Here is a 14732-nt window from a genome sequence, read left to right as displayed (position 1 = left end):
ATGATGACATATGAATATATTTTAGTTCGTTATGGAGAGATGACGACTAAAGGTAAGAACCGATCTAAATTTGTAAGCACATTAAAAGATAACGTAAAGTTCAAACTGAAAAAGTTCCCAAATATTAAAATCGATGCAACGCATGACCGTATGTACATTCAATTAAATGGCGAAGACCATGAAGCAATTTCTGAAAGATTGAAAGATGTATTTGGTATTCATAAGTTTAACTTAGCGATGAAAGTACCATCAGAATTAGAAGATATTAAAAAGGGTGCATTAGCAGCTTTCTTACAAGTAAAAGGCGATGTGAAAACATTTAAAATTACAGTGCACCGTTCTGATAAGCGCTTCCCAATGAAGACGATGGAGTTACTTCCAGAAATCGGTGGGCACATTTTAGAAAATACAGAGGATATCACAGTAGATGTTCATAATCCAGATGTGAATGTACGTATAGAAATTCGCAGTGGTTACAGCTACATTATGTGTGGTGAGCATATGGGAGCTGGTGGTTTACCAGTTGGCGTTGGCGGAAAAGTAATGGTACTTCTTTCTGGTGGTATCGATAGCCCAGTAGCAACGTACTTAACGATGAAACGCGGCGTGTCTGTGGAAGCAGTTCATTTCCATAGCCCACCTTTCACAAGCGAGCGTGCGAAACAAAAAGTAATTGATTTAGCACAAGAGTTAACGAAGTACTGTAAACGTGTAACGCTTCACCTTGTTCCATTTACAGAAGTGCAAAAAACGATTAATAAAGAAATTCCATCTAGCTATTCAATGACAGTTATGCGCCGTATGATGATGCGTATTACAGAGCGTATCGCAGAGGAGCGTAATGCACTTGCAATCACAACTGGTGAAAGTCTTGGACAAGTAGCAAGCCAAACGTTAGATAGTATGCATACGATTAACGAAGTAACAAACTATCCAGTTATTCGTCCACTTATTACGATGGATAAATTAGAAATTATTAAAATCGCTGAAGAAATCGGCACATATGATATTTCAATTCGTCCGTACGAAGATTGCTGTACAGTATTCACACCAGCAAGCCCAGCGACGAAGCCGAAGCGTGAAAAAGCGAATCGTTTTGAAGCGAAATACGATTTCACACCATTAATTGATGAAGCTGTAGCGAACAAAGAAACAATGGTATTACAAACGGTAGAAGTAGTGGCGGAAGAAGAAAAATTCGAAGAACTTTTCTAAAACCATAAATTACCATATCTAAAATATGTATGAAGTCATGTTGTTTATCACACTCTATACTCACAAGGAGGTGATACAACATGGCAAGCACAAATAAATTAGCAGTATCTGGTGCTCAAGCAGCATTAGATCAAATGAAATACGAAATCGCTCAAGAGTTTGGTGTTCAACTTGGAGCTGATGCAACAGCTCGCGCTAACGGTTCTGTTGGTGGCGAAATTACTAAACGTCTAGTTTCACTAGCTGAGCAACAATTAGGCGGTTTCCAAAAATAATCCCATATATGATGGCTTAGAAAGAGCGGGTTCTCCCGCTCTTTCTTTTTGTTGTTTGCACATTATACATTTATCCCGCTTTAATGGGCAGTAAGACCCCCACCTCAAAATTCAGCGAAAGCAAAGAAGTTAGGTGGGGGATCAACTGCCCATAAAAGTCCGATTGGTGAGGGCTAATAATCAGTGGGGGATGAAGAAAACCCCCACTGATTAAAGTTTCACTTTATTTCGACATAGACATAAAAAATTTGTCAAAAGAAGAGGGTTCAAAATTAACTGAAAATTCTTTATTATATAAGGGAGGCATAGAAATGGAGGAGGATATTGTATGAAGAGAGAAGAATTGTTGGCGCCAGCGTCTTATAATTTAGTTTCTGAAATAGAGAAATATACAGGTGATGAAGAGAAGCTTGCTTTAATTTGGCAAGATGATAAAGGGAATAGACGAGAAGTTACATACGCTGAGTTAATGAAAGGTGCGAATAAAATTGGAAACGCTTTTATAAAGAGTGGTCTGCAAAAAGGGGACAAGCTCCTCATTATGATGCCGCGTTTAATTGAAGCATACATGACGTATATCGCTGCGATTAAAGCAGGATTTGTCGTAATTCCGAGTTCGGAAATGTTGCGCAAAAAGGATATAGAATATCGCATTGGGCACGGGGAAGTAAAAGCAATCGTAAGCTATGAGCCATACATTGGACAGTTTGACGATATAGAAGCGATGGAATCTCTTCAAAAATTCGTTCTGAGCGAGCGGTCAGTAGATGGATGGATTAATTTAAAAACAGCGTTAGAAACAGAAAGTGACCTGTTAGAAATGGCGAAGACAGAGAAAGAAGATATGGTCTTTTTATCTTACACGTCAGGGACGACAGGAAATCCAAAAGGTGTTGTTCATACACATGCATGGGCATATGCTCATTTACGTACGAGCGCTCCAAACTGGCTCGGAATTGAAGAGAATGATGTTGTGTGGGCGACAGCTAGTCCAGGTTGGCAGAAGTGGATTTGGAGCCCGTTTGTAGCAACTCTCGGATCAGGCGCAACAGGATTTGTATACCACGGTAAGTTTGAACCAAAAACGTATTTAAATTTATTAGATAATAATAAGGTGAACGTGCTTTGTTGTACGCCGACTGAGTATAGATTAATGGCAAAGGTAGAAGACTTAAGTGAATACAATTTAGAGGCGTTACATAGCGCTGTATCCGCAGGTGAGCCGTTAAATAGAGAAGTCATTGAAACGTTCCAAAAGCACTTTAATATTACAGTAAGAGACGGCTATGGACAAACGGAAAATACATTGCTTGTTGGTGTAATGAAAGGGATGGATATTAGACCAGGATCAATGGGAAAACCAACACCAGGCAACCACGTTGATATTGTAGATGAGGAAGGCATGCCGGTAAAGATAGGAGAAGTTGGTGATATCGCTGTTCACATTGAAACACCAGCCCTCTTTAAACAATATTATAAAGACGATGAGCGCACAGCGATGCAATTCCGCGGTGATTATTATATTACCGGTGATAAAGCGAAGAAAGATGAAGACGGCTATTTCTGGTTTGAAGGACGCGGAGACGATATTATTATTAGCTCTGGTTATACAATCGGACCGTTTGAAGTCGAAGATGCGCTTGTAAAACATCCTTACGTAAGAGAGTGCGCAGTTGTCGCAAGTCCTGATGAAATTCGCGGAAGTGTCGTGAAGGCATTTATCGTATTAAGAGAGAATATAGAAAAGAACGAAGAAACATTAATTCCAATACTCCAACAACACGTCAAGGAACTCACTGCACCATATAAATACCCTCGCAAAATTGAATTTTTAGATGAACTACCAAAAACGATTTCTGGAAAAATTCGCCGTATTGAACTTAGAAAACAAGAGATGGAGATTCCTTCAAAATAATTTCGAAAATAGTTGAATGAAATGGCAAACAATGATAAGATAAAAACGAACATTAGTTCGATTTTATAAATTAAAAAAGAGGTGTCCGTATGATTTTAGGTATTAATCCGTACTTAGTTTTAGATGGTGGTGGACAAGAGGCTGTACAACTTTATAAAGAGGCGTTAGATGCAAAAGTAGAAATCATGCAAACTTTTGGTGAGATGCCTGAAAATCCAGAATACCCAATTCCAGCTGAGGCAAAAGAGCGCGTTGCCCATGCTACTTTACAAGTTGGTAATACGAAACTTATGATTTCTGATACATTCCCAGGTCAAGGGCAAGCAATCGGATCTCAAGTAACAATTGCAATTCAAATTAGTAATGCAGAAAAAGCGAAAGAAGTATTCGAAAAGTTACAAGAAGGTGGAGAAGTTATTATGCCACTTCAAGAAACATTCTGGAGCCCAGCATACGGACAACTAAAAGATAAATTTAGCATTGAATGGCAAATTACAACGAATCCTACTGAACAAAATTAATTTTTGGAAAAGCACCATTTTTAATCGAAATGGTGCTTTTTTTATACGAACGAATTTCGTAGACTAAAGGGAAAAGGAGATGAGCATATGGGAGAAATTTGGTATGGCGGCACCATTTATACGATGCGAGAAGAGAATGAAAAAGTACAAGCCATTTATGTTGAAAATGGCATGATTGTTGATACTGGAAGTAAGGAAGAGTTAGCAAGCAAATATTCAGACGTGAAGCTGTGTGACTTAAAAGGGAAAACTATGATCCCAGGTCTCGTTGATAGTCATATGCATCTTATTGGTCATGGGGAGAGGTTACTTCGTCTAGATTTATCAAATTGTACATCTTATAGCGAGATGCTTACTCTCGTTCAGAAACGAGTAGAAGAAGCGCCAAAAGGTTCTTGGATTATTGGAGAAGGCTGGAATGAAAATAACTTTACAGATACAAAACAAGTTCACGTACGTGATCTAGATGAAATCTCTGAAGAACATCCGATTTTATTAAAACGAGTGTGTCGCCACGTTACATGGGTGAACTCATACATATTGCAAGAAGCGAACATAACAGAAATGACGCAAGACCCGAAAGGCGGGAAAATCGGCCGGGATTCATCAAATATGTTAACAGGGCTTTTATATGAACAAGGGCAAGAGTTAATGAAACATGTGCAGCCAGAAATTGATGAAGCTTATTTACAAAGAGCTCTGCAAACAGCGATTAAAGACTGCTGGCAATATGGACTCGTTGGCGGGCATACGGAAGATTTAAATTATTACGGTGGTTTTAGAAAAACGCACAATGCTTTTTCTCATGTTATAAAGGAAATGCCATTTAAAGCACATTTACTCGTTCACCATGAAGTAGCACATGAACGAAAAGAATATGAAAATGAGCATTATATTGAATTTGGGGCGATGAAAATTTTTTCTGATGGCTCTTTTGGCGGAAGAACAGCTTTATTAAGTGAACCGTATGAAGATGCGAAGGAAACAAATGGAGTTGCGATTTTCTCACGCAAAGAGCTTACAGAGTTAGTGAAAAAAGCACGAGATTTACATATGCCAGTAGCGATTCATACAATCGGTGACTTATCGCTAGAATATGTCATTGATGCACTTGAATTATATCCACCAGCAGAAGGATTACGTGACCGCATTATTCATTGTCAACTTGCTCGTGAAGAGTTGATTGAGAGAATGAAAAACTTGCAAGCCATTATTGATATACAACCGGTCTTTGTTTCATCAGATTTCCCGTCAGTCATTGAAAAGCTAGGTGAGCATCGTCTTCGTTATGCGTATGCTTGGAAGACGTTACTGGAAGCAGGATTACACTGCAACGGTGGATCTGACGCACCAATTGAACAAGTGAATCCGTTTTTAGGCATATATAGTGCTGTTACACGCAGAAGTTTTATTGACGGCGTATGCTATATGCCAGAGGAAAGATTAACAGTATATGAGGCTGTCTCTTTATTTACAACAGGAAGTGCCTATGCAATCGGAAAAGAAGCGAAGCGAGGAAAAATAGCAGAAGGATATGAGGCAGACTTTACGATAGTAGACCGAAACATATTTGAAATAGAGGCAGAAGAAATAAAAGAAGTACAAGCAGAAATGACCGTAATTGATGGAAAGATTGTGTATAGGAAAGACGCGTGAAAATATATCGACTTACCGAAAAAAGCTAACAAGAATAGTGGCCGGTAGCGAGAGAAATAAATAACCGCCGAATTATGGAATCCCATAATTCGGCGGTTATTTTCATGCTATAAAAACGTTCTCTGTACTTTTTCCCAGAAGGAATTGTTTTTTAATTTAACTGTTTTAAGTTGTTTATCGCTTAAGCGTACAACAACTTTTTCCACTTGTTTAATGCTAAGCGCTTCATTATCCATACCGATAACAGGATAATCGTTACCGTTTGGTTTTAGTTTTAAAGTTAGTGTACGCTTGTGATTTAAAATGAACGGTGAACCAAGCGTACGGTATGTGTTGTTATTTAATGATGCTAGTTCGCTTACTTGGAAGCATGGGATAAGCGGATCAACAACCGCACCATGTAACGATTTATTGTAAGCGGTACTTCCTGTTGGGGTAGAAACGACTAAACCGTCCCCTCTAAATGTTTCGAAATATAGATCATCAACGTGAACATCTACAACGAATGTTTTAATAATGCTAGAACGTAATGAGAACTCATTTAAACAATGGAAAGATGTACCGTGATCTACATCTACCTGAATTGTTGGGTATTTTCGCACTTCAATTTCATTTTTTGTAATTTCTTGAAGGGCTGTATCAACGTGATCAATATGGAAATCGCAGTAGAACGAAATTTCATCTTTCGTAGAAATCCCTGCGTATAAGCAATCTTCTCTAAAACCAGTTTTACGAACGGCTTGTAAGAAAGTTGCATCATCTCCAACACTGACGATAGCGTTTGCATTTTTTGGATGATCTAATATGGTGAATCCATTCTCTTCTAAAATACGATAGATTGGTTTCATTTTTTCAACTAGCGTTGCTTTATCATCACCATAAAAGAAAAATAAATTGCGACGATCTGCCATTATGTATCCCTCCACTGCAGTTAAATTTTCTGTTCTTCGTGCTACATATCATCAGAATACGTTCCCCGACGATATGTTCAAATAATATATTTCGATATAAAATGTCAAAATCCTTTTTTATTTTTAGAAAAATTTTTATATTCAATCTTATGGAATTCTGTTTAATGATGAATAAACTTGTCGATAATGGGTACGGAGTGAAAGGATGATACGTATGAAGTGGCTCGTAATTGGAATAATAATTCTTCTCCTTTTTATTTTGCTTATACTATTGTCGAAAATAAAGCTTAAAGTGACATTTTTATATTCAGAAATGGAAAAGCAATGTTTGTTTCAAGTGAAAATATGGATGATTCGATATACATTCGATGTGTTGGAAAGAATTGAAAAGCAACAGAAGAAGACGGGACAAAAAATCAAGAAGGCTGAAGAGGATGGGGGATTAGATAATAAAATTATGGCGCAACTTGATAGTATGGGAGAGCTGATAAAAAAGCTGCAAGAAGTTCATACTATTGTTAAAGATTTTCTCAAACGAGTGAAAATCAATGGTTGGAGATGGCATACGCAAATTGGTGCAGGTGATGCAGCTAGTACTGGAATTCTCACTGGGTATGCATGGGGGACAAAAGGAATGGCTGCTGGAGTTGTAGGACAATATATGCATATTGTCGATGTACCAGAATTTGAAATTACCCCTGTTTTTCAAGGGAAAGGATTTGCGTCACGATGTGAATTAACAGCATCCTTTCGTATATTCCGTACTGTAAAAACAGCGGTAAAATTACTCATTTTTATGAGAAAGCAAAGATCAGGTATGACAGAAAAATCTGTTCAAGCATAGGGGGGATATAGAATGGACCATCCAATTCAAGGTTTAATGACAACCGCAATGCAGCATTTAAAACAAATGACTGATGTAAATACAATTGTTGGTGATCCGATTAAAGCGGCAGATGGAAGTGTAATTCTTACCGTTTCGAAAGTTAGTTTCGGATTTGCCGCTGGTGGAAGTGAATTTGGTAAAGAACAGGCAGGCCGTCATCCATTTGGCGGGGGAAGTGGTGGAGGAGTTTCTATTAATCCTGTTGCTTTTCTTGTTATAAATGGAGACGGTGTAAAAGTATTGCATTTAGATAAGCAAACACACGTCATCGATAAAATAATTGAATTAGCGCCACAAGCTGTTGATAAAGTGAAGGAAATGATGGATAAACGAAAAGAAGAAGATCCTGAATTTCAAATTTAACAAATAAAGAAGCTGATCAATGGATTAGCTTCTTTATTTTTTTTATAAATAAAGCGATTTTATTTGCATTATCAATAGGGACAAACTATCATTTACATTGTACATATTTTGTTTAAATAAGGGAGGATTTTCAAGTGGCAAACGTAACTTTTAAAGGTAATCCAATGACTTTAGTTGGAACAGAAGTTAAAGTTGGCGATCAAGCGCCAAAATTCCAAGTATTAGCAAATGACTTATCTCCAGTAAGTTTAGAAACATACAAAGGCGAAGTAAAATTAATTAGTGTTGTACCTTCAATCGACACAGGTGTGTGTGATGCACAAACACGTCGTTTTAACCAAGATGCAGCAGGTATTGAAAACGCGAAAGTATTAACAATTAGTGCTGACTTACCATTCGCTCAAAAACGCTGGTGTGCAGCAAACGGTTTAGAAAATGTTGTAACACTTTCTGACCACCGCGACCTTTCATTCGGTGAAGCTTACGGCTTAGTAATGAAAGAGCTTCGTTTACTTGCTCGTGCAGTATTCGTAGTAGATAGCAACGACAAAGTAGTTTACGCAGAGTACGTAAGCGAAGGTACAAGCCATCCAAACTATGAAGCAGCATTAGAAGCAGCTAAATCGGCAAAATAATGTGAAGGAAATGACCTCTTATAAAGAGGTCGTTTTTTCTCATATATTGCTGCGTAATGGTACCAATATATGAGAAAAAACGTTATATCATATATAACTTAAAGGGGAGCTCTTTGCAGGAGGTCGCTTTTTCTTTTTGGAAAAAAACACTTTGTGGTATGATATAAGTTATGTGTAAAAGAGAGAAGGAGGAATGTACGTGAGTCAGACAGTAGAAACATTATTTTCTATTTTTGATTCTTCTGCGGTAGTTTTACGTAAAGAATTAGATGTAACATATTTAGAGGCGCTTGTAGAAACAGGTGATAACTTGTTTGAAGGAGCAATTTTACAAGAGGAATTATCCGAATCAGCAATTGAAAGGCTGAATCGTGAATATAGTACGTTTAATGAAGAAACATATAAAGGTGAAGAAATTCGTAAAGCATTTCAGTTAGCCATTTTAAAAGGAATGAAAGAAGGCGTACAAGCGAATCACGAAATGACGCCTGATGCAGTTGGCATGTTCATGAGCTACTTATTCCATAAATTTATGCAAGGTCAAAACGAAATTACTGTGTTAGACCCTGCAATTGGAACAGGTAACTTAATGACTACAGTGTTTAATAGCGCCAAAGAAGGACTAGCAATGAGTGGATTTGGTGTAGAAGTGGATGAAGTGCTAATTAAACTTGCTTTAGTAAATGCGAATTTACAAAAGCATGCAATCGAATTCTTCCATCAAGATGGACTAGCGCCACTTTATATCGATCCGGTTGATGCAGTCATTTCAGACTTACCGATTGGTTACTATCCAAATGAAATCGGTGCAAGTGAATATAAGTTAAAAGCAGATGAAGGAATGTCGTATGCCCACCACCTATTTATTGAACAAAGTGTGAAACATACGAAAGAAGGCGGATACTTATTCTTCCTAGTACCAAACTTCATTTTTGAAAGTGATCAAGCGCCAAAATTACATGCGTTTATTAAAGAAACGTGTTTTATTCAAGGGCTATTACAGCTACCTGTTTCCATGTTTAAAAACGAGAAAAATGCAAAAAGTATATTTGTTCTCCAAAAGAAAGGTCCTAGTGTAACAATGCCAAAACAGGCGTTATTAGTGGAGTTACCTAAATTCTCCAACATGAAGGCGATGGAGAACATTATGGATCAATTAAATACTTGGTTTGCAACCCACAAATAAGGCAAGGTATATGTAACAGGGTTAGTAATTCATGTAGTACAGTTTTATATGATATGTCATATTTTTAAATATATACTAGATTAAACTGAATTTTTTTGAAATCTGTAATATATATTTTTTCTTGGTGTTACAATTTTTTCACTTGAAATATATGTCGGACGATGTTTAAATTAAAATCGTGAGTATAAAATTTACTAATGATGAAACGTTTTCATATTGAGTGAATTTAATTAGATAAAATCGAGCGGTTTGTGGACATATCCACACAACTACCAAGAGAAAAAGGGGCGAAAGACTAGATGTCAAAAATCATCGCGATTAACGCAGGAAGCTCTTCCTTAAAGTTCCAATTATTTGAAATGCCAAGTGAAACAGTATTAACAAAAGGTTTAGTAGAACGTATCGGTTTAGAAGATAGTGTCTTCTCAATTACTGTAAATGGCGAAAAACAAAAAGAAATTACAAACATCCCAGATCATGCAGTAGCAGTTAACATGCTTCTTAAGAAATTAACTGAAAACGGAATCGTAAAATCTCTTGATGAGATTGGCGGTATCGGTCACCGTGTTGTACACGGCGGCGAAAAATTTGCTGATTCTGTTTTAATTACTGATGAAGTATTAGCTGATATCGAAGAATTAAGCGATTTAGCACCACTTCACAACCCAGCAAACATTGTTGGTATTAAATCATTCCAAGAAGTATTACCAAACGTACCAGCAGTAGCAGTATTCGATACAGCATTCCACCAAACAATGCCGGAATCTGCATTCCTATACAGCTTACCATATGAGTACTATGAGAAATTTGGCATCCGTAAATACGGTTTCCACGGAACTTCTCATAAATATGTAACTGAGCGTGCGGCTGAATTATTAGGTCGTCCACTTGAAAGCTTAAGCTTACTTTCTTGTCACTTAGGTAACGGTGCAAGTATCGCAGCAGTAGAAGGCGGTAAATCTATCGATACTTCTATGGGCTTCACTCCACTTGCTGGTGTAACAATGGGTACACGTTCTGGTAACATTGACCCTGCGTTAATTCCATACATCATGGAAAAAACAGGCCAAACAGTAGAAGAAGTAGTTAACGTATTGAACAAGAAGAGTGGTATGTTAGGTCTTACTGGTTATTCTAGTGACCTACGTGACATCATCACGAAAGAAGAAGAAGGCGACCACCGTGCGAAAGTAGCACTTGATGTATTCGTAAGCCGTATCCACAAATACATCGGTTCTTACACAGCTCGTATGAAAGGTGTAGACGCAATCATCTTCACAGCTGGTATCGGTGAAAACAGTGCAGTTATTCGTGAGCGCGTATTAGAAGGCCTTGAGTACATGGGCGTATACTTCGACGTAAAACGTAATAACGTATTTGGTGAAGAAGCATTCATCAGCTTCCCACACTCTCCAGTAAAAATTATCGTAATTCCAACTGACGAAGAAGTTATGATCGCTCGTGACGTACTACGTCTTGGAGATATTGGTTAATATACTATATGAAAAGAAAGACGAGATCCTATAGGATCTCGTCTTTTTTCTGTTGGATATATTTCAAAATCCCATCAGGATATAGTGATTTTTCGTTCTGAATGAATGCAGTGAGGGAAATCCATTTTGCATATGATATTGTTTGTTCATCTTGTATATTCAGTATTTCCATTTCATATAGTGATGTGTCTAATAAACGTAAAGAATATAGCTGAATGATTTCATGACCAATTTCCTCACCTAGATGAAAGATGTTTTCTAAACAGCCTAAATAATTGGTGATTTCCACTTCTGTATGAAGCTCTTCTTGAAACTCACGAATAACGGTATGTGCTGATTTTTCACCAAGTTCAATTGAACCCCCAAGAGGTCGGTAATATGTTTCATCGCCTGTATGATATTCTTGTACGAGAAGGCGATCGTGATGTATAGCAATGCCAAAAGCTTTTGCACGTGGATACATATATAATCACTCCTTATTTCTTCTGTATAAGGATGATTATATATAGTTAAGTAGAAATTGATAACATATATTTGGATAGATTGTTGCTGTAAAATAAAAAGCATGCGATGTACAAGCATATTTGCAAATATGTTACAATAGAAAAAAATCGAACGAGGTGGTTGTTACGATGCGATCGAAGCGAGAACAAGCCATTTTAGACAATATAAAAGAATGGGAATCGCAATTAGTTGAGCAAGAAGCGACTGATTTTCAAAAAATGTTTGATAAATGGGTACATACTACAATTGCGAAATTGCCTGAGAAAAAACGAAAAGATTTCTTTACGAAAGCAGATGGATGGCTCTTTCATTTGCATGCATTGATTCAAAGTTCACAATCACAGTTAGATGCGCGTAATCGTATTTTAGGAACATCGAGATTGTTTAATGAATCGATTGAGCAACTAGAAGATTTGAAAGCATTATCTATTGATCAGTTAACATACATAGCAGAGCAGCAAACAGCAAGACATCGTCTATATTCATTCGTACAAGGCGGAGCAACGGGTGCTGGAGGTTTATTATTATTAACAGCTGATTTTCCGGTTATGATCGCGTTAAATGTGAAAGCTGTTCAACTTATTGCAACATCATTTGGACATGATGTGAACAAGCCTTATGAAATGATGCTTGCGTTAAAGGTGTTTCATGCGTCATTACTACCAGGAAGGCTTCAGCAATACGCATGGTACAATTTACTGCAAGAGCTAGAGCAAGAAGATTCATTCTTCTATGAAGGAGACGAAGCGGTGTTACAGCCAGCTTCTACTGAAGTTGTGTTAAAACAAATTTTGAAAACATTTTCAATTTATGCTCTTCGTCGTAAATTATTCCAAGGTATTCCGGTCATTGGAATGGCAATCGGGTCTACAGTGAACTATCGTTTAACAAGAAGCGTTACTGAATTTGCAAATAGATTTTATCAAGTGCGCCACATAGTCGAGAATGAAAAAAGAGCGTAAAAAAAGCGAGAGGCCGAAGCCTTTCGCTTTTTTTAATTTGTTGCATGCTTTTTGGACATTGGAATAGATACTGGTTGCTTTTCTGCTTTTTTCTCTGCTTTTGGATAATAAATTAAATCCAATGTTTTTGCCTGTACGGCGATCGAAAGAATAGTAAAAGCAATTTCTGTCCAATTTAAATAATATAATGAAAGCGCAAGAACAATCGCGTCAAAGACGAAGAAAATTTGCCCAATTGTAAAACGAGTTCGTTTACTTAATACAATTGTTAAAATGTCGTCTCCGCCGGTTGCACCGCCAAATCGCAATATAAAACCGAGTCCAATACCAGCTAATGCACCGCCAACTACTGCAGCTATAAATAAATTATTTGATAAATCGACCGTAAATGGAGAATAATTCTCCATAAGAGAATAAAATACTCCGAATGAAATGGAACCTAGGAATGAGTAGCCAACCATTTTTCTACCTAAAAATGAAGCACATAGTAAAATAATTGGGATATCCATGATTACAGTTGAAATAGATGGTGAAATATCATAAAAATTTTGGATAAATAGTGCAATTCCTACAAAGCCACCTTCTGTTAAGTGGTTTTGGAAGTGAATGTGATATAGCGCTGCTGCTAAAATAAATGAACCGATTAAAACCATAAAAACTTCTTTAATAATTTGTCGACTTTGGATGTTCCTCATCGTTATTCCTTCTTTCCGTAGTTAGTAGTCCTTTTTGTGTTGTAAACTAACTACGAGCTCACATGTAGCTTCAGTTAGTTTACGAAAAAAACTAACTACGCTATATGTCGCTGAAGAAATAACGAATAATCCTCTCGTCCATCAATTCTCCCTACCTTCGTTTTAGTTTAAGTCTTAAAACGACTAAACAAAACGCGGAGTAGGATTCTTCATTTAGCAATCCTGCTCTTCTTTGTTTTGTTTAGCTAGTAACAATTAAGTCCTAAACAAAACGCTATGTGTAAGAAGAGTCTTTTTTTTGCCAAATTATCCTTCGGGCAATCATAATTTCCCCACTCTCGTATTTTTTTCGCTAGACTAAAGTATCTGAGCTGAAAAATACGCTACGTGTATGATTCGTCAATACGATGCCACATGCTCCTTCGAGCGATCATGATATCAAAATCCCTTCCTTCAAGATTTATATTATTATATCATACTTTCAAAAAATGTATGCGGATGGAAACCGACAATAAACGGAGGGAATCTACAAAAATTGTTATGTTTAAATATTTTTGTAGAAAAGCCTAAGTTATTTCGTAAAATCGGACAGTTTTTAAAAGTTTGTCCAATAAGTAAGAAAGAGATGGCGTTTATTCAGTTGTATCTTTCTGGTCACCTTTATCTTTAAAAAACGCATCCCAGCTAATCACACTTAAAAAAGTTAAAGCGATAATAATGAAAGCTCGCATAAAATTGAGACCTCCTTTTGTACATAGTATATGAATAATTTGTTTCAGAATGTTTCATTTTTTTTTTACAAGTCTTAATTGTTATGAGATTATATCAGTATAGATAGATGAAAGGGAGAGAGAAGATATGCTAAAAGACATGTTCAAAAGAAAAGAATTAACATGCATTTCATGTAAGAAAAAGGTTCAATACGAAGAAGAGCTTGTCGCTTTTGTAAAGTTGCCGAAAGAAAAAAGTATATTAGTCGGTCCATTTGATGTATGTTTGGCAAAAACAGCACAAGAAATATATTGTAAATCGTGTTACGACAAAAAAGCATGACCCAAAGTAATTGAGGGGCATGCTTTTTTCATTGGTGTGCTTTCCCCTCAGATACATTTTGAGTGAGTCGATACCAAAGCCAAAGGTCATTAATGATGGAAGCGAGATCGGCAATTTCTGAATTCAGTTTGCAAGAAATTTCGAAGTCTTCTTCGTTATTTAAATGATGCTGTTTTGCATTAATAGAGTGCTCGAGTTCTTTTATTCGATCAGGAATCTTTCCGCGAACTTGTTCCCATTTCAATAAAATAGCATGCTGCATTTTTTCGGGGATATTTTCCCAGTCTTCTTGTAAATGCGGAATTTCAATTCCTAGATGTTCATCGTATAAGAAATACTTTTCCATAAGTTCACCCCCGTTTTCCTGATTATATTTTACATAAAAACAGAAAGAAGTTCGACGAAATTGTTTGAAAAAAATTGAAAATGACTCTTGATACATTTTGTGAAAGGTGTTAAAGT

16 protein-coding genes are annotated in these 14732 nt (G+C 36.8%); 12 read left to right on the top strand and 4 right to left on the bottom strand.

Annotated features, from left to right (window positions below; all coding sequences use genetic code 11):
- The 5 genes from thiI (at position 1) to F8162_RS13555 (ending at position 5582) form a co-directional block, all read left to right on the top strand.
- Complete coding sequence (gene thiI, locus F8162_RS13575) at positions 1-1215, top strand: tRNA uracil 4-sulfurtransferase ThiI (RefSeq protein WP_000989277.1); 1215 nt, start codon at positions 1-3, stop codon at positions 1213-1215.
- An 80-nt stretch (positions 1216-1295) separates the two neighbouring features.
- Complete coding sequence (locus F8162_RS13570) at positions 1296-1490, top strand: alpha/beta-type small acid-soluble spore protein (RefSeq protein ID WP_151633239.1); 195 nt, start codon at positions 1296-1298, stop codon at positions 1488-1490.
- 328 nt (positions 1491-1818) lie between these two features.
- Positions 1819-3405 (top strand): acyl-CoA synthetase MbcS, encoded by a 1587-nt coding sequence (gene mbcS / locus F8162_RS13565; RefSeq protein ID WP_151633241.1) that lies wholly within the window; start codon positions 1819-1821, stop codon positions 3403-3405.
- A gap of 89 nt (positions 3406-3494) precedes the next feature.
- On the top strand, positions 3495-3926 hold the full coding sequence (locus F8162_RS13560; protein ID WP_151633243.1) for a VOC family protein: 432 nt from the start codon (positions 3495-3497) through the stop codon (positions 3924-3926).
- A gap of 87 nt (positions 3927-4013) precedes the next feature.
- The gene (locus tag F8162_RS13555; RefSeq protein WP_151633245.1) at positions 4014-5582 is read left to right on the top strand and encodes an amidohydrolase; all 1569 of its coding nucleotides are present in this window, start codon (positions 4014-4016) and stop codon (positions 5580-5582) included.
- Positions 5583-5689: 107 nt separating this feature from the next.
- On the opposite strand, the gene F8162_RS13550 is transcribed toward F8162_RS13555, so the two are convergent.
- On the bottom strand, positions 5690-6493 hold the full coding sequence (locus tag F8162_RS13550; protein ID WP_151633247.1) for an NAD kinase: 804 nt from the start codon (positions 6491-6493) through the stop codon (positions 5690-5692).
- 205 nt (positions 6494-6698) lie between these two features.
- Here F8162_RS13550 and F8162_RS13545 point away from each other — a divergent pair, with 205 nt between their 5' ends.
- The 5 genes from F8162_RS13545 (at position 6699) to ackA (ending at position 11056) form a co-directional block, all read left to right on the top strand.
- The gene (locus F8162_RS13545) at positions 6699-7337 is read left to right on the top strand and encodes a DUF2953 domain-containing protein (protein ID WP_151633249.1); all 639 of its coding nucleotides are present in this window, start codon (positions 6699-6701) and stop codon (positions 7335-7337) included.
- A 12-nt stretch (positions 7338-7349) separates the two neighbouring features.
- On the top strand, positions 7350-7742 hold the full coding sequence (ytfJ, locus tag F8162_RS13540; protein ID WP_151633251.1) for a GerW family sporulation protein: 393 nt from the start codon (positions 7350-7352) through the stop codon (positions 7740-7742).
- A 134-nt stretch (positions 7743-7876) separates the two neighbouring features.
- The gene (gene tpx / locus F8162_RS13535; protein ID WP_098275937.1) at positions 7877-8377 is read left to right on the top strand and encodes a thiol peroxidase; all 501 of its coding nucleotides are present in this window, start codon (positions 7877-7879) and stop codon (positions 8375-8377) included.
- A 199-nt stretch (positions 8378-8576) separates the two neighbouring features.
- Complete coding sequence (locus tag F8162_RS13530) at positions 8577-9563, top strand: class I SAM-dependent methyltransferase (protein WP_000084361.1); 987 nt, start codon at positions 8577-8579, stop codon at positions 9561-9563.
- Positions 9564-9862: 299 nt separating this feature from the next.
- On the top strand, positions 9863-11056 hold the full coding sequence (gene ackA / locus F8162_RS13525; protein ID WP_151633253.1) for an acetate kinase: 1194 nt from the start codon (positions 9863-9865) through the stop codon (positions 11054-11056).
- A 28-nt stretch (positions 11057-11084) separates the two neighbouring features.
- Here the strand turns inward: ackA and F8162_RS13520 are convergent, their stop codons facing one another.
- The gene (locus F8162_RS13520) at positions 11085-11519 is read right to left on the bottom strand and encodes an NUDIX hydrolase (protein ID WP_151633255.1); all 435 of its coding nucleotides are present in this window, start codon (positions 11517-11519) and stop codon (positions 11085-11087) included.
- A gap of 169 nt (positions 11520-11688) precedes the next feature.
- Here F8162_RS13520 and F8162_RS13515 point away from each other — a divergent pair, with 169 nt between their 5' ends.
- Positions 11689-12522 carry an EcsC family protein gene (locus F8162_RS13515; RefSeq protein WP_151633258.1) on the top strand — a complete coding sequence of 278 codons (834 nt, stop codon included), beginning with the start codon at positions 11689-11691 and terminating at the stop codon, positions 12520-12522.
- Between the two features lie 32 nt (positions 12523-12554).
- On the opposite strand, the gene F8162_RS13510 is transcribed toward F8162_RS13515, so the two are convergent.
- The gene (locus tag F8162_RS13510; protein WP_076540691.1) at positions 12555-13217 is read right to left on the bottom strand and encodes a YitT family protein; all 663 of its coding nucleotides are present in this window, start codon (positions 13215-13217) and stop codon (positions 12555-12557) included.
- 858 nt (positions 13218-14075) lie between these two features.
- Here F8162_RS13510 and F8162_RS13500 point away from each other — a divergent pair.
- Complete coding sequence (locus F8162_RS13500) at positions 14076-14270, top strand: hypothetical protein (protein ID WP_151633260.1); 195 nt, start codon at positions 14076-14078, stop codon at positions 14268-14270.
- Positions 14271-14298: 28 nt separating this feature from the next.
- On the opposite strand, the gene F8162_RS13495 is transcribed toward F8162_RS13500, so the two are convergent.
- On the bottom strand, positions 14299-14616 hold the full coding sequence (locus F8162_RS13495) for a radical SAM protein (protein ID WP_151633262.1): 318 nt from the start codon (positions 14614-14616) through the stop codon (positions 14299-14301).
- Positions 14617-14732 lie beyond the last annotated feature (116 nt).

This window comes from Bacillus sp. CH140a_4T (assembly GCF_008923725.1).
Taxonomy (GTDB): Bacteria; Bacillota; Bacilli; order Bacillales; family Bacillaceae_G; genus Bacillus_A.
Note: the sequence above shows the minus strand (reverse complement) of the source record. Positions and strands in the feature narration are given on the sequence as shown.